This window comes from Paenibacillus sp. FSL H7-0357 (assembly GCF_000758525.1).
GTDB lineage: Bacteria > Bacillota > Bacilli > Paenibacillales > Paenibacillaceae > Paenibacillus_AQ.
In genome coordinates this window covers 6,271,314-6,289,386 of the sequence record NZ_CP009241.1, presented here as the reverse complement: position 1 = coordinate 6,289,386, position 18,073 = coordinate 6,271,314, and the positions used below count along the sequence as shown (strand labels likewise).

18 protein-coding genes are annotated in these 18,073 nt (G+C 53.3%); 13 read left to right on the top strand and 5 right to left on the bottom strand.

Features of this window, described 5'->3' with window-relative positions:
- Window positions 1–107: 107 nt before the first annotated feature.
- The 6 genes from sdhB (at window position 108) to H70357_RS27755 (ending at window position 5,391) form a co-directional block, all read left to right on the top strand.
- Window positions 108–872, top strand: coding sequence for a succinate dehydrogenase iron-sulfur subunit (sdhB, locus tag H70357_RS27780; RefSeq protein WP_038596073.1), 765 nt, complete (start codon window positions 108–110; stop codon window positions 870–872).
- 365 nt (window positions 873–1,237) lie between these two features.
- Window positions 1,238–2,032, top strand: a complete 795-nt coding sequence (locus tag H70357_RS27775) for a DUF3891 family protein (protein WP_038596071.1) — start codon at window positions 1,238–1,240, stop codon at window positions 2,030–2,032.
- Between the two features lie 99 nt (window positions 2,033–2,131).
- On the top strand, window positions 2,132–2,827 hold the full coding sequence (locus H70357_RS27770) for an ion channel (protein ID WP_038596070.1): 696 nt from the start codon (window positions 2,132–2,134) through the stop codon (window positions 2,825–2,827).
- A gap of 60 nt (window positions 2,828–2,887) precedes the next feature.
- Entirely contained in the window at window positions 2,888–3,823 is a 936-nt protein-coding gene (locus tag H70357_RS27765) for a metallophosphoesterase (protein WP_038596068.1), read from the top strand.
- Between the two features lie 53 nt (window positions 3,824–3,876).
- Window positions 3,877–4,419 carry a GNAT family N-acetyltransferase gene (locus H70357_RS34575; protein WP_052092287.1) on the top strand — a complete coding sequence of 181 codons (543 nt, stop codon included), beginning with the start codon at window positions 3,877–3,879 and terminating at the stop codon, window positions 4,417–4,419.
- 231 nt (window positions 4,420–4,650) lie between these two features.
- On the top strand, window positions 4,651–5,391 hold the full coding sequence (locus tag H70357_RS27755; RefSeq protein WP_231578513.1) for an NADPH-dependent oxidoreductase: 741 nt from the start codon (window positions 4,651–4,653) through the stop codon (window positions 5,389–5,391).
- 97 nt (window positions 5,392–5,488) lie between these two features.
- Here H70357_RS27755 and H70357_RS27750 read toward each other — a convergent pair whose 3' ends face one another.
- Window positions 5,489–6,301: a histidinol-phosphatase gene (locus H70357_RS27750; protein WP_038596064.1), complete on the bottom strand. Its 813-nt coding sequence runs from the start codon at window positions 6,299–6,301 to the stop codon at window positions 5,489–5,491.
- A 97-nt stretch (window positions 6,302–6,398) separates the two neighbouring features.
- Window positions 6,399–7,301, bottom strand: coding sequence for a LysR family transcriptional regulator (locus tag H70357_RS27745; protein WP_038596062.1), 903 nt, complete (start codon window positions 7,299–7,301; stop codon window positions 6,399–6,401).
- A 399-nt stretch (window positions 7,302–7,700) separates the two neighbouring features.
- Between H70357_RS27745 and H70357_RS27740 the strand changes: the two genes are divergently transcribed.
- The 5 genes from H70357_RS27740 to H70357_RS27720 all read left to right on the top strand — a co-directional run bounded on the left by H70357_RS27740 (window position 7,701) and on the right by H70357_RS27720 (window position 12,582).
- On the top strand, window positions 7,701–8,156 hold the full coding sequence (locus H70357_RS27740; protein WP_038596060.1) for a chemotaxis protein CheX: 456 nt from the start codon (window positions 7,701–7,703) through the stop codon (window positions 8,154–8,156).
- Window positions 8,157–8,183: 27 nt separating this feature from the next.
- Window positions 8,184–8,960 (top strand): SDR family NAD(P)-dependent oxidoreductase, encoded by a 777-nt coding sequence (locus H70357_RS27735; protein ID WP_052092286.1) that lies wholly within the window; start codon window positions 8,184–8,186, stop codon window positions 8,958–8,960.
- A gap of 172 nt (window positions 8,961–9,132) precedes the next feature.
- Window positions 9,133–10,620 (top strand): DEAD/DEAH box helicase, encoded by a 1,488-nt coding sequence (locus H70357_RS27730; RefSeq protein WP_038596055.1) that lies wholly within the window; start codon window positions 9,133–9,135, stop codon window positions 10,618–10,620.
- A complete protein-coding gene (locus H70357_RS27725) occupies window positions 10,617–11,363 on the top strand; it encodes an ABC transporter ATP-binding protein (protein ID WP_038596054.1) in 747 nt (248 codons plus the stop codon). Before H70357_RS27730 ends, H70357_RS27725 begins: the two co-directional genes overlap by 4 nt.
- 1 nt (window position 11,364) lies before the next feature.
- A complete protein-coding gene (locus tag H70357_RS27720; protein WP_038596052.1) occupies window positions 11,365–12,582 on the top strand; it encodes an ABC transporter permease in 1,218 nt (405 codons plus the stop codon).
- A 279-nt stretch (window positions 12,583–12,861) separates the two neighbouring features.
- On the opposite strand, the gene H70357_RS36780 is transcribed toward H70357_RS27720, so the two are convergent.
- From H70357_RS36780 to H70357_RS27710, 3 genes are all read right to left on the bottom strand, one after another.
- Complete coding sequence (locus H70357_RS36780; protein ID WP_218642534.1) at window positions 12,862–12,972, bottom strand: YjcZ family sporulation protein; 111 nt, start codon at window positions 12,970–12,972, stop codon at window positions 12,862–12,864.
- 154 nt (window positions 12,973–13,126) lie between these two features.
- Window positions 13,127–14,428, bottom strand: coding sequence for an aminotransferase class I/II-fold pyridoxal phosphate-dependent enzyme (locus tag H70357_RS27715; protein WP_038600645.1), 1,302 nt, complete (start codon window positions 14,426–14,428; stop codon window positions 13,127–13,129).
- Between the two features lie 169 nt (window positions 14,429–14,597).
- The gene (locus tag H70357_RS27710; RefSeq protein ID WP_038596051.1) at window positions 14,598–15,212 is read right to left on the bottom strand and encodes a pyridoxamine 5'-phosphate oxidase family protein; all 615 of its coding nucleotides are present in this window, start codon (window positions 15,210–15,212) and stop codon (window positions 14,598–14,600) included.
- A 138-nt stretch (window positions 15,213–15,350) separates the two neighbouring features.
- On the opposite strand from H70357_RS27710, the gene H70357_RS27705 reads away from it, so the two are divergent.
- Together H70357_RS27705 and H70357_RS27700 are read left to right on the top strand one after the other, a co-directional pair.
- On the top strand, window positions 15,351–16,910 hold the full coding sequence (locus H70357_RS27705; protein ID WP_038596049.1) for an aminotransferase-like domain-containing protein: 1,560 nt from the start codon (window positions 15,351–15,353) through the stop codon (window positions 16,908–16,910).
- Window positions 16,911–17,033: 123 nt separating this feature from the next.
- Window positions 17,034–17,819, top strand: coding sequence for a helix-turn-helix domain-containing protein (locus H70357_RS27700; RefSeq protein WP_038596047.1), 786 nt, complete (start codon window positions 17,034–17,036; stop codon window positions 17,817–17,819).
- Window positions 17,820–18,073: the final 254 nt, after the last annotated feature.

The window sequence follows — 18,073 nt, the reverse complement described above, 5'->3', positions numbered from 1 at the left end:
ATCAGAATACTCCCAAGCAGGCTTCAAAAGGTAATCGGAAATATAGCGGTTATGCAAGAAGAAATACGTTGAAGGAATGCTCACCAAACTTTTAGGAGGTAACTGATATGGCGGAAACTGCTGCAGCTCCCAAAAACGTAAAGTTTATAATTACCCGCCAGGACGAGCCGGAGAGCTCACCGTATGTCGAGGAATTTGAGCTGGCCTACCGTCCGGGGATGAACGTGATCAGCGCTTTGATGGAAATCCAGCGTAATCCGGTTAACGCCAAGGGTGACGGTACGGTTCCGGTATGCTGGGATTCCAACTGTCTGGAGGAAGTGTGCGGTGCATGCTCCATGGTGATAAACGGCAAACCGCGCCAGGCCTGTGCGGCGCTGATCGACAATCTGGAGCAGCCGGTGCGTATCGAGCCGATGAAGACGTTCCCTGTGGTACGTGATCTCGTGATCGACCGCAGCCGGATGTTTAATGCACTCAAACGCGTCAAGGCTTGGATCCCGATTGACGGAACCTATGACTTGGGTCCGGGGCCGCGGATGGCGGAGAAGAAACGCCAGTGGGCCTACGAATTGTCCAAATGCATGACCTGCGGCGTCTGCCTGGAGGCTTGCCCCAATGTCAATGAGAAGACCAATTTCATCGGGCCGGCAGCCATTTCCCAGGTACGCCTGTTCAACGCCCATCCTACGGGCGAGATGAACGCCGATGACCGTCTGGATGCGTTGATGGAAGACGGCGGCATCGACGGCTGCGGCAACTCGCAGAACTGTGTGCGGGCCTGCCCGAAAGGCATCCCGCTTACAACCTCCATCGCGGAGATCAACAAGCAGACAACCAAGCATATGTTCAAGCGTTGGCTGGGAGTGTAAATTGTAAATTCACTCTTTTCCCCCTCCATTTTTGATTTACTGCTATCTATCCTTTCCTGAGCCACTTTCGCGGTGCTATTTTGCCGCAGGGAGTGGCTTTTTCGCGTTCAGTGGCTACATATCCTGCTGAAGCTCCAGAAGGTACTGGGAGAACTGGTGAGTGTTACTGCTCCCGCATTCAGGGGCACAAGCGCTTAGGGTTTGCCTGTTTCTTTTGGCGGTATAAATGGGTACATTTTTAGACAGTCCCTTCTTAACGAGCAGAAGGTGTATGAATAGCCAAACTCAAACAAATATAGATGGATATGTTATAATCTCCTTAGTTGAGCCAACATCAGGCAGTGGAGAATCGGGGAGGAATTACGTTGATTTGTAGGGAACAGGACGGAGCATTTGTAATGGTTAAACAGCATGAGCACGGGCGGCTGGCCGGAGAATTTGCGCAATGGTTCAAGGAAGAACATGTACCCGAGGGAAACCGGCGTGCAGAGGTGCTGCGTGCGGTCAGCAACCATGACAGGGGCTGGATTGATCTCGATGAAACGCCTTTCTGGAATGATGCGGCAGGAGCGCCTTACAGCTTCATAGATTTTCCCGTAGTGCCGAAGCTTACGTTCTACAAACGTGGACTTAATGAGATTGAAGCGGACACACCGTACGGTGCGCTGCTGTGCAGTCTGCATTTTGAACGGCTGATTGAGGTGTCCGGGGAGGATTGTCCGGAGCTGACCGCCTATCTTAAGGATGAGGAGGAGCGCAGGGCCCGCATCCACCGCGACCTCGAGAAAAACCAGCCTATCGGAGAAGGCGAGCTGTATTACGATGCCAGGTTGCTGCAGTTTTCTGACGATCTCTCCTTGTATCTGGCTCTGAATGAGCCGGGAAGCCCCAAATCGGAAGAACATCCGTGGTGGAAGGACGGCTTCTCCGGAAGTGAGGATTTCAGCTTTACGTCAGGACGTCTGATCTCGGCGGAATGGCAGGATGCATCCACGCTAATGCTCGACCCTTTCCCGTTCACAAGGGATGTCGAGGTGGCAATGGTACTGCGTAAGGTCAGCAAGAAAGAAATCGCCAGCAAGGGAATTGCTTCTGCATACAGCTCCGCACCGGAAGAAGAATGCCGGATTACCGTCACCAGCAGGCCGAAGGCGGATTAATCAAACGGCACGGAAAGCGGGCGCACTCAGGAATGAATTAGCGGCTGCTTATCTTACCGATACCAATTGCCCGTACCTTAGAACAGGAGTGTAATGGCTATGGCTTGGTGGGTATGGACCCTCAATATAGCAGTGATTATACTGCTGTCGTTTTGGTTTTTCCGGATGAAGCTGAGCTGGATGGGAAAAGGGGTGCTGCTGGCCCCCATTCTAATCTATGCGCTCATTTCGGTTGAGGATTTGCTGAACTGGATTGACCTGGGCTCCATCGTACCGGGCAACCGGGGATTAAGGGGACTGATTTTACTCTTTGCCCTGGCCTCGGTGCTTTTCTACATTCTGTTCATTTTTCATGAAATCAAGGAATCGAACAGCAAGGAAGTCAGGCTGCAGCAGACACTGGTCCGTATCAGTATTGCTGCTTTTACCTGCATTATTTTTTTTACAGTCGTATATACATCCATATATAAGCTATTTGGACAGTCCTCTTTTCAGGGCAAAGGAATAGGGGATGATCTGCTCAGCCAGCTGATTACCTTTCTATATTTCAGCGTGGCTACCTTTACGACTGTCGGCTATGGAGATGTGGCTCCGGTGGACAATACTTCGCGGCTCGTGGTCATCATGCAGATCAGCTTCAGCTTCATTACTGTAGCCTATGCCCTGTCCATGCTGGGCTTGTTCCGCAAGATTCTCGGCCCTGGCACGGAAGCAGAGATTGAGGCGTCCATCGAGGTAGATATTGATGATGAAGTGGACGAAGCGGTAGAAGATGTAAAAGATGAGATCAAGTGATTTTTACAGTTAGCGGAGCGGATTGTATTTCAAGCTCCTGCAAGGAAGGAGGGTCTCCCTATGAATAAAAAAGCGTCCGGGGGTTCTCCCAATGAAGGTCCACCTCTTGTTGCCGGCGGAGGTTACAACACTCCGCTACCACCCGGGAAGGGCAGCGGCCGCAAAATTACCCGCCGCCAGTTCCTGACCCGCGGAGCGGCTACTATGTTTGGGGCCGCGCTGCTCGGCGGCGGATATGTGTGGCAGGGAGAACCCAACTGGCTTGATATCACGAGGCTGGACATTCCGCTGAAGAATCTCCCTTCCGCGTTTGCCGGCACCCGGCTGGTTCATTTCAGTGATGTGCATCTGGGCTTCAACAAGGATGCCCATGATTTGGCCCGGCTGGTTAAGCACATTGAGGCCGCAGAGCCGGATATCATTTGCTTTACCGGGGATATTGTAGACAGCTACGCAGAGGACCTGAAAGAATCCGTAGCGCTGCTTGCGGAACTTCATGCCCCCCTGGGGAAATATGCGATATTCGGCAACCATGATTATAAGAACACGGAATTGCTTGCGCAGCTGCTGCAGTCTGCCGGGTTCACATTGCTGAGGAATCAGTCATATCTTATTAAGCAAGGCGGTGCAGTGATGGCGGTTGCTGGCCTGGAAGACATGCTGCATGGCCGTCCCGATCCGGAAGCTGCACTCAAAGGCATCCCAGAGGGGACATGTACGGTACTGATGATGCATGAGCCGGATTATGCTGACACGGCGGAAAATTATCCCTTCGATCTGCAGTTGTCGGGGCACAGCCATGGAGGACAGATCCGTCTTCCTTTTGTGGGCGCAGCCTACACCCCATACGGGGCAGTTAAATACATAAGCGGACTGTATCATACAGAGAATAAAGCCATGCCGGTTTATGTTAACAGAGGCTTCGGCGAGACTTATATGCCGTTTCGCCTGTTATGCCGGCCGGAGCTTACTGTGATTACGCTGCGCCGGGCGTAAGGAGCAATAGAACTGAAATTCCCAAATTAAGCTGCAAGGGAAGAGGAGCGCGTATGATCACTTACGAGACTGCAGGATTCATGGCTCAGCAAGGAGCCGTAGTGGAACTCCGGACGATGTTGCCTGCCGAAGGTGACAGGCTCAAGATGCTGCTCTCTCACCCGGATGTGCAGCGCCACATTTTGCATCGCAGTACAGCGGGTTCACAGCCAGCCCATCTGGATCAACTGGTGAACCGTATGCTGTATCCCTACGATCCTTGCGCGCTGCATGTGGGGATCTATCGCAAAGATGCACCGGAGCTGATCGGCACCGCCTCCCTGCAGAGCTGGAACCGTCCTGAAGGCAAAGCCGTACTAGGCTACATGCTCGATCCTGTATGGTGGGGGCAGGGCCTTGCTACGGAGGCTATTGGATTGTTGCTGGGCTACGGCATGCGGGAGCTTCGCTTGACCCATGTGGAGGGGCGCTGCCGCGGCGATAACCTCAGGTCCGAACGGGTCATGCTCAAAAACGGTCTGACGCTGGATCGGATCATGCCGATGGCCGATGGCTCGGGCGATGTAATGAAAGTATTCACATTGTTACACAAATGAAATAATGCCGTTATCAAACTCTAACAGTGTCCGGTTAAACTAAGTACATGACCCCCTTTTGAAAATATAACTGCTGTTGGGACCCGATGATTCGGGTCCATTTTTTTTGTTCCGTTGCCAATCCATTGGGGACCCGGAAGCGGTCAGGGACTGGAAGCTCCCGCAGCTGTTAGTATATGATGGTTGTACAATTATATATCTGGATTTTAGGAGGATGTAATCTTGAATGAAGTGCTGAAGACATTAAACAATCACCGGTCTTTCCGGAAATACGGGCCGCAGCCTGTTGAGCCGGATAAGCTGCAGATGATTATTGAGGCCGCTCAATCGGCCCCATCCTGGGTGAACGGGCAGCAGGTCAGCATTATTGCTGTGCAGAATCAGCAGCGAAAGGCACAGCTATCGGTCTTGAGCGGGAATCAGAAGCATGTGGCCGACGCCCCGGTATTTTTGATCTTCTGCATGGATTTTTACCGGGCCAAGCTGGCCGCCGAGCTGGAAGGGCAGCCATTTGAGGCTGTGCACGATGTGGATGCGCTGCTGGTCGGTGCGGTGGATGTGGGAATCGCTTTGGAGAGTGCGGTTGCCGCTGCGGAATCCCTGGGGCTGGGCATCATTCCTATCGGTGGAGTCCGCCGCAATACTGCAGGCGTAATTGAATTGCTGGACTTGCCGGAGTATGTATTCCCGGTGGTCGGCTTATGCGTGGGGTATCCTGCCGAGGAGCTGCCAAAGAAGCCGCGTCTTCCGCTGGGGGCGGTTTTTCACGAGGAGCGTTATAACCCTGATCAGAAGGGATTTATACAGGAGTACAATCAGGCGTACCGCGGGTATCTAAAAGCGCTCGAAATGACGGAGCGGGATTGGAGCGCTACGATCGCCCATTTCTACGCTCTTAATCCGCAGTATGGAGATGCGCAGCATACGCTGAAGAAGCAGGGGTTTACCTGTGATAATCTGCAGAAACCCTGAGAATAACAAAATGCACCGCAGCGTTAACGTAATGGATGTCATGCTGTCCATCGACCGTTGAGCACTGCGGTGCATTTTTTTGTAAAGTCACAGGGTTTCACTGCAGCGGAACTGTAATTTTCCCGCGCCGTTTGTAGTATACCCAGTGAGTGAACCCGATTTCTTTAAGGCGCGCCACCACAGCCTCCCGCTGGTCAGCAACCCGGGACGGCAGATGCGCATCAGAGCCAAAGGTGACTTCCACTCCGTAATGCAGTGCACGTGCCAGAATATCATCCGAGGGATACCAGCCGCCGCACAGCTTGGTGCATCCGGAGGTATTGATCTCGATGGCGACGCCGCATTCGCCGATTACGCGCAGGCATTCGTCGATTTCTGCAGGCGTAGAGATTTCCGAAAATTGCGGATAGTTTCCTTTCATGGCATCGATATGGCCAAGAATCTGAAACATGCCGGTGCGCGCGGATTCGGAGATCAGCCGGTAGTATTCGGCTTTTGCCGCGGCTTTCTCCCGGCGGTCAAGCCCTTTCCAGCGCCCCTTATTAAAGATGCTGACACCCTTGACACTATGTACCGAGCCAATGATGTAATCAAAGGGATAAGCGGAAAGGGTTTGGCGGTAGAGTTCGGCATGTTCCGGGAAATAATCGGATTCAATACCGAGCAGCACATCAATTTTGCCTTCGTATTCTTTCTGCAGGGAGAGCACTTCTTCTACGTAATGGACAAGCTCCGATTTGGCCATGGCGATTTTGGGAAAGGCCTGTTCGGATGGACTGCCGAAATAAGGAGTGTGATCAGATATGCCGATGACGCCCAGACCGGCGTTGATGCCGGCTTCAATATAGTCCCTGATGCTTCCGTCGGCATGGCCACAGCGGAAATGGTGGGTGTGTAGGTCGAATTTCATGGATATATCTCCTTTAGGCCAAATTTTACGAAAACAGTTCATGAGTATCGGACTTTGGGATCAGCTTCGACAGATGGATTCAAAGCTCTGCGAGGCTCTACTCCGAGCCGATAAATTGGGTTTCGGGCATGCCCTTTAGATCACTTAAGAATTGCCTCATGGCCGAATTGACATATTTGCCGGACTTGGTAATGACACCTACGGGATGCGTGACCTCAAGTTCGATAATCGGCACGATTTTGAGTGTGCCGCTGCGGACTTCTGCCGTAACTGACTGTTTGGAGATAACGGCTGCGCCTAGATCAAGCTCGACCATCCGCTTAACCTCCTCGCTGCTGGTCAGCTCCATGATGACCTGCGGCTGTATGCCGTGTTTTGCGAACACCTCATCGGCGAATTTGCGGCCGACCGTGTCAGGCGACAGGAGGATGAGCGGTGTTTTACCCAGGGCTTCAATCCCGGCCGATTTGACCTGGGCTAAAGGATGCCTTGGTGAAACAACCAGTTCAAAAGTATCATAATACAGCACAGAAGTGGTCATGGCAGGACTCCGTCCAATCAGATAACCGATGCCGACATCAACCAGGCCGTTTTCGACATGCTGATAGATTTGTGATGAAGACATCGAGGAAATCGAAGTTTTGATATGCGGAAACTGGTCTTGAAAATAGGACAGGATACGCGGCAGGATTTGAATGGCAATGGAGGTGGTCGTTCCGAGAATAATATGCCCTTGGGGATTCTCATCAAGATCCGCAAGGCGCTGCTTAAGCTCTTCGACAATACTCACGATCTGCTCTGCATGCGTAAGGAACACTTTGCCTCTGTCCGTCAAGGTAACGGGCTGGTTACGGTCAACGAGCTGAGTTTTGAACTCTTCTTCCAGACTTTTGATTTGTGCCGAAACTGCCGGCTGGGTCAGGTTAAGCAACTCACCTGCCTTGCGGAAGCTCATCGTTTTGGAGATCGTAATCAGCGTTTCGAGCTGGCTGATGTTCATGGACTTGCCCCCCTTTTTGACTACCGAATAATGCTGCCGCTTCGCCCTGTAATGGGAACAACGGACGATTTTCCCGGGACGGCATAGCTGGTTGGTGCCTGATCAATAAGACTTTTATAGGTGCCCGGGTCTCCGCAATAAATGCAGGAATTCATTTCGGTCCATAGCCGGATTGAATGTGGATATGCAGTTATATCTTACACCGGTTGTTGGCATTTGATTAAATTATAGGAGATTCCTTCCGGCAGAGCAATGTTGCCAGGCAAACTAACTTGTGATTTCCTTCGACACCCCCATTAATTTTTGATGAATAATGCCGATATATGAAGTATAATTATAAATTATTGAATAGGACTTTCGGTATATGACTAAAGACTGGTAGAGGGGGGACACATCTTAATGAAAGCAGAAGTAATTAATCCGTTTTTAGAGTCTGCACGCATTGTAATTGAGCAGGTTATACAAGTCTCGCCATCCACCGGTAATCTGGGCATTAAGGAAATTGAACTGATCGATAATCATATATGGATTCAAGTGGGGATGACGGGCCAATTAAGCGGAAATATTATCTTTGGGATTGCAGAGCAGGTTGCACTGAAAATGGTATCGGCCATGATGGGCGGTTACGTGATTACAGAGATGGACGAGATGGGGCAGAGCGCGATTTCGGAACTGGGCAACATGATCAGCGGCAATGCCAGTACGATTCTTTCCAACCAAGGTGTAACTGTGGATATTACTCCGCCGAAGCTAATGAAGAGTGAGAGCATGTCCGTACTGCCGCGCAGAGCACTGAGCATCCCGCTCTTGATGGAAGGCATCGGCGAACTCGATATTCAAGTGATGATCTCTTAGGCGGACAGTTGGGAGCTGAAGATTTTCATGCAACTTAAAGACAAGATTGTTGTCATAACAGGGGCTTCAAGCGGGATCGGGGCGCTGACAGCGCAAATGCTCAGCAAGCGTGGGGCTGTCCCTATTCTTCTGGCCCGTTCGGAAGATAAACTGAAAGAAACGGCGGCCGGTATTCCGGGCGTTTTTGGACTGTACACCTGCGATGTCAGAGATGAGGCGGAAGTGGAGCGGACCTTTGGCGAAATTCTGGCGGTGTACGGCAGGATCGATATTCTGCTTAACAACGCCGGATACGGCAAATTCGCCGGTTTTACCGAGATGGAACCCCATGAATTCGATGATATGATGGATGTAAACTATATGGGCATTGTACGTTGTACGAAGGCTGTAGTTCCGCATATGCTGCAGCGGGGAAGCGGGCAGATTGTCAATGTGGCCTCCATGGCCGGCAAGATTGGTACAGCCCGTGCTGTTGCTTATACAGCAACCAAACATGCGGTTCTCGGTTTCACGAATGCGCTTCGCCAGGAACTCCGGAAGAGCGGGATTATCGTTTCGGCGGTGAACCCGGGGCCGATTGCCACCGACTTTTTCAAAACGGCTGATCCATCAGGCAAATACGAGAAAAGTGTAGCCCGGATGATGATGACTCCGCAGCATGTGTCCTCCAAGATCGTCAAGCTGATGGAGAAAGGCAAAGAGGAAGTAGATCTGCCCGGTCTGGCGGGCTTCGGCATCCGGCTGTATGCTTTGTTTCCACGGCTGGCGGATAAGCTGACCTATAACGTTATGAACAGAAAATAAAGGTTTCATCAGCGGGTGTCTGTCGTCATTCTGCAGGGCGGCAGTCATTTTTGCAGGTCTAGCCTGCGCTAATGACAGCTTATCCTTGCGTAAACGGCCTTCCATTTGGTGGAGAGGCCTTTTTGGCATATAATGAAGATATTAACTTAAGCGAAAAGGATGAATTACACTTATGAATAAAGCTTCTTTTGCGGCCATCGGCATCCAGGACGACCTTGTTGCCAGGCTGTCGGAATTCGGCATTACTGATCCATCTCCGGTACAGGAGCAGACGATCCCGCTTCTGCTGGAGGGGAGAGATGTGCTGGCCGCTTCCCAGACAGGTACCGGCAAAACCTTGGCGTACCTGCTGCCGCTGATTCAAGGGATTAACCCGGAGCACCGGGTAGTCCAAAAGGTGGTGCTGGCACCAACCCAGGAGCTGGCGATGCAAATCCTCCGTGAGGCCGAGCGCTATGGGGCCCACCGGGGGATCAAGGCGATGGGCCTGATCGGCGGAGCGGCGATCAAACGCCAGATTGACAAGCTGCGCGAGCATCCCCAGCTCGTAGTGGGCACCCCTGGACGCGTGCGGGAGCTGATCGGCCTCCGCAAGCTGAAAATGCATGAGGTCAGCACGATCATCATCGATGAGGCGGACCAGATGTTCCAGCTCAGCGGAGCCGGTGAAGTGGCGAAGATCGTCAGCAGCGCGCTGCGCACGCGCCAATTGGTCATGCTGTCAGCGACCATCGGACCGGAGACCCAGGCGCTGGCCGCACGGGAGATGAAGAACCCGGCTGAGGTCGGCATTGATCCTGGAGTGATGACGGCACAGAGTCTTGAGCATCACTATGTGGTGGCAGAGGAACGGAACAAGATTGATATGCTGCGCCGGGTCATCCGCCATTACAACCCGCAGCGGGCGATAGTGTTCGTGAATGCTACCGAGGACATTGCCGAGGTGGAAGCAAAGCTGAACCATCTTGGGCTTACGGCAGCGGCGATCTATGGGGATGCAGACAAGGTGACACGCAGCAACGTACTTACCCGGTTCCGTGACGGCAAGTTCCGCGTCCTGGTGGCGAGCGATGTGGCAGCCCGGGGCCTGGATATTGAGAATCTGACGCTGGTAGTGAGCTTTGATCCGGCGTTTGACTCGGAGCATTATGTGCACCGGGCAGGGCGTACGGGACGTATGGGACGCCGCGGACTGTCGGTCTCCATTGTAACGGAGCAGCAGACGTTCATTATGCGCAAATTCGCCCGAGAGCTGAATATCACGCTTGAGGAGAAGGAAATGGTCGCCGGCAAGGTTATGGCGGCTGATGAAGCCCGCAGCCCGCTGGGCGGCGGCGAACGCGGGCGCGGGGAAAGTGCCACCCCGCGCAAGGAAGGCGCCGCACCGCGCAGCGGCAAGCCGCCTGTAAGGACATCGGCTGTGCAGGCCGATGCGGCCATCAAACCGGCCTTGCCGCGGCAAGGCCAGGCGGGAACTGCCGCAGGCGGAGAAGTGCGGCGCGAAGGGCACCACGGTACGGGCCCGGCTGCAGGCGGGCGCGGCGGTGCAGCTCCTGCGGGTAAACCGCGCGGCAGCAGTGCGGAACGTGAGAAGAACCGCAAGAACAAGGGAGCCCCAAAATGGCTCAAGAACAAAACCCCGAGAGGTGACGGTCAATGAATACAGCCCCCGTACTCGAGATTACGGGCTTAAGTGGTGGGTATAGCCTGAACAAGCCGGTGCTTCATGATATCGGCCTTCAGGTGCAGCCCGGTGAAATGGTTGGACTGATCGGTTTGAACGGAGCCGGAAAAAGCACGACAATGAAACATATCCTTGGCCTGATGTCGCCCCATAAAGGTGAAATTACCGTAAAGGGCAAAACCCGCAGTGCTGACCCGGAGGGGTATCACAGCGCATTGTCATTTGTGCCGGAATCTCCTCTGCTCTACGAGGAAATGACGGTCCGCGAGCATGTCGAATTCACTGCCAGAGCTTACAGCGTGGAGCGCAGCGACTATGAATCCCGCAGCGAGCAGCTGGCCGCACTCTTTAATATGGAGGACAAGATGGATACATTGTCCTCCCATTTATCCAAAGGTATGAAGCAGAAAGTGATGATTATGTGTGCTTTCGTGGCGCGTCCGGCACTGTATGTCATTGATGAGCCCTTTCTTGGCCTGGATCCGCTGGGCATCCGCTCTTTGCTCGACTTCATGCTGGATTTGAAAAAAACGGGGGCGTCGATCCTGCTGAGCTCCCATATCCTTTCCACAATCGAGAACTACTGCGACCGCTTTATTGTGCTGCACCGCGGCAAGGTTATTGCCCAAGGCACGCTTGCAGAGATGACCGCAGCTGCAGGGCTGCAGGGCTTGAACTTGGAGCAGCTGTTCTACGAATTGGTTCAGGGAGGGAAATGATATGGATTTAAAGGAGCTGCGCCGGCAGCGGCGCAGCCGGTTCATGGGAAGCATGCTGCCTTATGTGGGGTATGTCATTAAGAGCGGTGTAGCGATGCTCTTGCTTCTGCTGCTGATTGTCTTCTCGGCCTGGTATACTTCGCTGCTTCGGGACACTCCGTCAGGTATTCCGATCCGCTGGGTTATGCTGGTCCTGCTGCTGCCTGCGGCGGTGCACAGCAGCTTCCGGACGTATCTGCAGAGTCCGGATACTATATTTCTGCTTCCGCAGGGACACCGGATGAAGGAATATTTTGCCCGTAGCTGGGTAAGCGGAAATGTGTGGAAAATTGTGCGGCTGCTGTTTGTACTGATCACCGTCTGGCCCTTGTACATACGTACGGATGAATCGCCTAGGAGTCTGTTCGCTACCGTTCTCATTCTGATTCTGGTGAAATTGCTGTCCAGCTACGGGCTATGGCGGGAAACCGCAATGATATCCCGCCCGGCCGCAGTGGCCTACAACCTGCTGCGCTGGGCAGTAGGCGGATTAATGATTGCGGCATGGCTGTGGCAGCCGTCTCTCCGGGCCCTGATCTTCATATTGATCCTGGCGGCGGCATATTTGGCTGCATGTTCTGTTCCCGGACGGCATTCCGTTCCCTGGGAGCGTCTGATTGCCATGGAGAAGAACCAGGGGTCGAGGGCCTTGATGATTCTCGGCTGGTTCGTGGATGTGCCGGGACGTGAGCAGCGGGTATACGCCCGGCGTTACCTGTCACGCTGGGGGAGCGGTATCGCATGGCGGAGTAACGCTGCTTACCGCTTCCTGCTGACCAAAAGCTTTGCCCGGGGCGATGTCTTCGCCATTGTGATGCGGATCGCTGTTCTGGCGTTGCTGCTGGTCTGGTGGAATCGCGGCAGCTATGTGGGAAGCGGCATTTACTTGTTCTTCCTGTTCATCATGGGCATTCAGCTGTCGGCTTTGCGCAAGCTGCATAGCGAGTCGTTCTGGCTGTCGGTGTATCCTCTGCCAGAGGGCAGCAAAGGTGAAAGCACGAACCAGTTCATCTTCCGCGCCCTTTTGCTGCTGGCCTTGCTGACCGGCCTGCCATTTCTGGCCACAGCGGGTGAACGTCCGCTGCCTGTTCTCGGCACCTTCCTTGCCGGAGCGCTATTGGCCTACGTGTTCAAGGAATACTTGAAGCGCAAAGAAGCCGCGGCGGATGAGGATTTCTAACTTTTGGTGAGACTGGAGTGGAATGCCGGCAGGCCTGTATTCCGCTCCAAGCACAAAGACGCCTTGATAAGAGCGGATGCTCCCGTCAAGGCGTCTTTGTGCAAAGATAAGAATTTATATGTTTCACGCTATAAATTATCCTTCTATTTCTCGCTGAAACGGATACCGTCCTTTTGAGGACGGCAAAGCCGTTTCCACTTGTGATTAGCAGAGCAGGGAATGCTACCACGCGGGAACGGGAGAGAGCCCGAGGCTCCCTCCCGGGAGAGTCATTCCCGGTTAGATAAAGAGTGAACGGCTGATGATAACCAGCAGGATAAAGAGAACCAAAATTGCACCTGTGCTTGTAAATCCAGGGTGTCCGTATCCGCCTCTTACTTCTTCGCTCATGTTCATTCCCCTTTCGAATGTGTTTGCTGTACTTGAGTACATCGTATTGTATGTGCGGATAGATTAACGTGTATAGGCCAATGTCGCAGGGAAAGTCAAAAAAAAAATCAGCTCCGGGTACCCGGAGCTGATTTCGAGATCAATGGTTTTGGGATCAGGCTTTTTCCAAATCGCGGATTCCCGCATAAACCAGGTCGAACAAATCTTCAAGCTGCTCCTCTTCAATACAGGAGAAGGCGATGCGCAGATCGGTTTCGCCCAGGGCGATTGTGCCCAGGCCATAATTGTGGATCAGATGCAGCCGCAGGTCTTCAGCTGATACAGTGTGCAGCTTCAGGCACATAAAGTAGCCTGAGTTGAAAGGATAATACGTCCATACGTCATCGCCGTATTTCCCGCTGTCGAGCAGTGCCTTCACTTTGTTGGCACGGCCTTTCATGATCTGGAACTTTTCTTCCTTCTGTTCAGCGAACTGAGGGGCCTTCAGTGCGTCCAGCACAAACGTCTGAGACGGGTGTGCACCGCTGGAAATAGTGGCGCGGATAATGCCGAGCGTTTTCTGTTCCAGTGCCGCAAGCAGCTCCTTATTCTCGGAAGCGTAGGTGATGAAGCCGACGCGGAAGCCCCAGACGAATTCCTCTTTGGTGGCCCCGTCAATCTTGACGGCCAGCACGCGCGGATGGAGATTGGCCAGACGGCCGAACAACGATTCCTTGAGAGAATCCTCGAAGAAAAGTCCGAAATACGCGTCATCGCTGACGACTACGACATTGATGCCTTCCTCGGCAGCGCGCAGAATCGCGGCAACGATGGCTTCTCCTTCTTTTAGGCCGGGAGTATAGCCTGTAGGGTTATTAGGGAAGTTGAGCAGGACAATGGCTTTGCCGCGTCCCTTCTGGGCGAGCAGCGCTTCCAGCAGTCCTTCACTATTAAATTTCATATCTTCAGTGAAAAGCGGATAGTTGACGATTTCGCTGAGCCGGCGGATGCCGAAGGTCAGCTCGTAATTCTCCCAGTTCTTGTCCGGATAGATGATGGCATCGCCTTGTTCTGCGAACAGATCGGCAACTATGCTGAGCCCGTGCGTCAGGGCATTGGTAACGATAGGGTTGCCGAAGGATTTGCCTTCGAGCGATGGATTTTCACGGAGCATTTTTTCCCGCCATACAGTGCGCAGCTCTGGTTTGCCTGCAGGAGGAGCATAGCCGTACAAGTCTTTGGGACTGTAAGCGGAGAGCTTATCCTGAATGACACCAAGGTGCATAGGCATGCCATTCTCGGTAGCAATACCGATGGTTGCATTGTATTTCTTGGCGTGAGCTGTTGCTTCTGCAGATTGGCTCAGGATGCCCTCTTTAGGAAAATAGATCGCCTTGCCAAGATCGGAGAGCATATCGTACACATGTTCATTGCCTGCCTTGATGCTTTCGTTTAATTGTCCAGCCAGTGGATTCATCAGTTTCATCCTTCCGGTATTCTTCTGGGATATATACGTTAACATTGCCTAACATTATATCACCGTGATTCCCAGCCGTCACTGATGAAAGCAGCCATTTTATAAATACTTTTAGAATATTTTCAGCGGCGTTAGCCAAGCTGTAATTCGTTTCGGTGCTCTACTTAAGTCAGCTATGGTGGGGGCAGTATTTTTTCATCATTTCTATCGTTTCGGCATCGCGTTCTCCGTTTCTCTCCTCCAGACCCCTGGTGATGCCGGACCGTTCCTCTTCTTTCAGATTCTGGCCGAACTTAAATTTGGCTGTCAGCTCATCCGGAACAATTCGTACGACCGCAACACCCTTCAGCCGCGAGCGGTATTTCGGATCTTCGGCATCAATAGGATCAAAGCCGCCCTCGGGCTGCAGCTTGTTCATAAACCGGGACAATACAGCAGCCTTCTCGGCGGACGCCTCCACAAGTTCGGCCACTCCATAAGCAGTTACGCTTTTAAAATAGGCCGTGGCAGGGCAAGCGAGATGGGGATCACTGAAATAAGAGGGGATTAGCGCGTATTCGTCGGCAACGGTAAAGCAGGCCCGCGCCTGCTGGCGGATGCTCTCCATTTTGCCTCCGGCATGACTGCCGTGGAAATAGAAGCAGCCCTCCATATAGACGAAATTCAGCGGAGTGACCCGCGGCTGTCCCTGTTCATCGCTTGTACCGAGAAAACCAAAGCTCATTCCTTGCAAAAATTGAGCCACTTCTTCTTCCTGCTCTATCTTAAATTCTTTTCTGCGCATAATACACGTCCTTTTCATCATAGTGGCGGAGTACTCACCTTGAGTAATTGTTTACTTAGAATAGTTGATAAATTGACAATGAAAAAGGACCGGTTTAGAGTTATTTTAATAGTCCACTTTTGAGGAAAGGGTGGGGAGATGAATTTCACACTGCCATATGACCAGTACCTGGCCATCCACCGTTATAAATATCTAGCGTTATATCATGCGTTCCGGGCAGCGATCCTGGAGGGGATACTTCCCGGGGGGACAAGGCTGCCGTCAACAAGACAGCTTGCCGGGCTGTATCTTGTGTCGCGCGGTTCAGCATCACAGGTATATGACATGCTGCTGGCTGACGGTTACATCAAGACTGAGAAGGGCCGGGGCACCTTTGTTTCAGATGACAGCTTTTTTCCTGCTGCCGGGGGAGAGCCGGTATACAGGGAGGATTCAACCGATCATCAGGTGGTTGACTTGCCAAGGGTCGGCGCTGGACTCAATCCGGCAGGTGAGGAATTTCGCACACCTGATCGGGAATTCCTTGAACCTGTAGCGATCCCGCTTTCCTCTTGGGGAGAGCGCCTGATGGAGCGCCAGGTTTCCATCTACGGGCAGACTGGTGAAGATGCCATCAGCTTTCGCAGCAGTGGCATGCGGATTGAACATTTTCCTTACGGCGAGTGGCGGAGCGCACTGAATTATGCCGGAGGCAAGGGAGGCGGGATGCTGGAGGGCTATTGTCCGCCGCAAGGGGAGGAGAGCCTGCGGCGGGCAATAGCTGCCCATTTGCGGATTACCCGGGGAATCAGAGCCGATGCGGAGCAGATCGTGCTGTTCAGCGGCTCGATGCAGGGCATTGTTCTTCTGGTGCAGCTGCTGCTGGAACCGGGGGAACCTGCCGTTGTGGAAGATCCCGGATTTCATGGCATCCGCCGGGCAGTGGAGATTGGCGGCGGTAAGCTGCTGCCGGGACGGGTTGACGAGAGCGGGCTTGTGCCCGAGGATTGGGCAGCACGGCTGCTGTTTGTGACGCCAAGCCGCCAATTCCCCACGGGAGCGGTACTGCCGCTCGACCGGCGGCGCAGCTTACTGGAATGGGCCCGGCGGCAGGAGGCAGTCATTGTCGAGGATGATTATGACAGCGAGTTCCGCTGGGGCGGCCGGCCGATTGAACCGCTGAAAGCGCTCGACCGGGAGGACCGGGTGGTGTATATCGGCTCCTTCTCCAACAGCATGTTCTCCGGGCTGCGACTCGGGTTCGCCGTGCTGCCGCCTTCGCTGGTGGGTCCTGTGACAGCGGCCAAGGCGCTTTATGAGCCGCTTCCAGGCGCGCAGCTTGAGCAGCGGGCGTTGGCCCGGTTCATGAGCACTGGCGGATACAGCCGCCATCTGCGGCGGATGACGCGCATATACGGGGAGCGTGCCCGCATTTTCCGTACGCTTCTGAATGAGCGGCTCGGAATGCTCTTTCAGCCGTTGCCCGGCGATTCCGGCCTGCATATTTATGCCCGGTGGCTGCGCCCGGAACAGGAATATTCCGCCTTCCGGGAAGCGGCTTTGCAGCGAGGCACAGACTTCCGCGACGCAGCACTGTACCGGATAGGCCCGGGTAGTCCGGCGGCTTGCTTTTCTTTTTCCCATCTCGATGCTGAGGCACTGGAAGAAGGGGTGGACCGCCTGCTTCTGGCCTGGAAGGATGTGCAAAAATACACGTGACAAGGTATTATAAGAGTAAGGAAAATGTATGCTTACAAAACTTAAGCATATGCTTTCGAAGTGATTTTTTGTCGAAGCTAATTCAGTGAGGTAACGCTCACCAAAAATTTAGGAGGAAATATTATGCTGCATGCATCGCCGTCCTCTTTTGTGATCCTGCCTGCCCTGGCGAAAATTGTCTGCGAACCGGGCTGGAAGTGGCAAAAAAGAGAGAAGCCGCTGCAAAATTATGATCTGTTCTATGTCTGGAGCGGAGAAGGTACGGTTGTGCGCAGCGGAGTGCCTTTCAAGGTAGGAAAGGGAAGCTGCTTCCTGTTCCGTCCGGGCGACTTTACGTATGCGACCCATAATCCGCAAAAGCCGCTAGTGCTTACATACATTCATTTTGACGTAACCGAAGAGGTCACGGATATTCCCCAGCCTTACCGTGAATTGACCGAAACAGTGGAATTCGAGCATCTGCTCGCCCGTTATGTCCGCCTGTTCCTGGTGAAGACCTACGCTGCAGAAGAGGAGGGGCGGCTGATCTTGAAGCAGCTGATGATTCATCTGCTGCGCGAGGACCGGGTGATGCCGGTAGAGCGGCATGTCAGCAATCAGCTGGCTGAGGTCATCCACGAGGTGGCCAACTACGTCAGCCAGCATCCCGGAGCGGCGCACCGGGTAGAGGATCTGGCAGCCCGGGCGGGGCTGTCGCCACGGTATTTTTCGATCAAATTCAAAGAGATTACAGGTTCCTCGGTCCAGTCCTATGTCATCCGTGCCCGGATTGAGCGGGCCCAGCACCTGCTGCTATATGCCGGGATGAATGTCACCGAGGTGGCCGATGCACTGGGCTATCGCGATATTTTCTTTTTCAGCCGCCAGTTCAAGCAGCATACGGGGAAAAGTCCGTCTGAAATCCGCTGATTCTTCCTTTTGTTTCAGCTTTTTGCTGCAAGGGTAAATACGTTGCAACTTTGTATGCGAGGATTTACATAGCAGCTTGGAAGGGAGAACATAACTGATGTTTAGAGGACGCAGAATATGCAATAGTGAATGTAAAGGTGGAGGCGCCGGGGTTTTTCGAAACCGCTGGAGACGCTTGAAGCAGAATAACATGGCAGCTACAGACTGTTGGTTCTGACAACAAGGGCAGTATCAAATACAAGCGGAGAACCGGG

Coding starts and splice junctions, on each gene's coding strand:
- H70357_RS27725 (WP_038596054.1), top strand. CDS start 10,617: ATGAATACAGCCCCCGTACTCGAGATTACGGGCTTAAGTGGTGGGTAT.
- H70357_RS27750 (WP_038596064.1), bottom strand. CDS start 6,301: ATGAAATTCGACCTACACACCCACCATTTCCGCTGTGGCCATGCCGAC.
- H70357_RS27740 (WP_038596060.1), top strand. CDS start 7,701: ATGAAAGCAGAAGTAATTAATCCGTTTTTAGAGTCTGCACGCATTGTA.
- H70357_RS27720 (WP_038596052.1), top strand. CDS start 11,365: ATGGATTTAAAGGAGCTGCGCCGGCAGCGGCGCAGCCGGTTCATGGGA.
- sdhB (WP_038596073.1), top strand. CDS start 108: ATGGCGGAAACTGCTGCAGCTCCCAAAAACGTAAAGTTTATAATTACC.
- H70357_RS27710 (WP_038596051.1), bottom strand. CDS start 15,212: ATGCGCAGAAAAGAATTTAAGATAGAGCAGGAAGAAGAAGTGGCTCAA.
- H70357_RS27735 (WP_052092286.1), top strand. CDS start 8,184: ATGCAACTTAAAGACAAGATTGTTGTCATAACAGGGGCTTCAAGCGGG.
- H70357_RS27730 (WP_038596055.1), top strand. CDS start 9,133: ATGAATAAAGCTTCTTTTGCGGCCATCGGCATCCAGGACGACCTTGTT.
- H70357_RS27765 (WP_038596068.1), top strand. CDS start 2,888: ATGAATAAAAAAGCGTCCGGGGGTTCTCCCAATGAAGGTCCACCTCTT.
- H70357_RS27715 (WP_038600645.1), bottom strand. CDS start 14,428: ATGAATCCACTGGCTGGACAATTAAACGAAAGCATCAAGGCAGGCAAT.
- H70357_RS27770 (WP_038596070.1), top strand. CDS start 2,132: ATGGCTTGGTGGGTATGGACCCTCAATATAGCAGTGATTATACTGCTG.
- H70357_RS27745 (WP_038596062.1), bottom strand. CDS start 7,301: ATGAACATCAGCCAGCTCGAAACGCTGATTACGATCTCCAAAACGATG.
- H70357_RS27705 (WP_038596049.1), top strand. CDS start 15,351: ATGAATTTCACACTGCCATATGACCAGTACCTGGCCATCCACCGTTAT.
- H70357_RS34575 (WP_052092287.1), top strand. CDS start 3,877: ATGATCACTTACGAGACTGCAGGATTCATGGCTCAGCAAGGAGCCGTA.
- H70357_RS36780 (WP_218642534.1), bottom strand. CDS start 12,972: ATGAGCGAAGAAGTAAGAGGCGGATACGGACACCCTGGATTTACAAGC.
- H70357_RS27700 (WP_038596047.1), top strand. CDS start 17,034: ATGCTGCATGCATCGCCGTCCTCTTTTGTGATCCTGCCTGCCCTGGCG.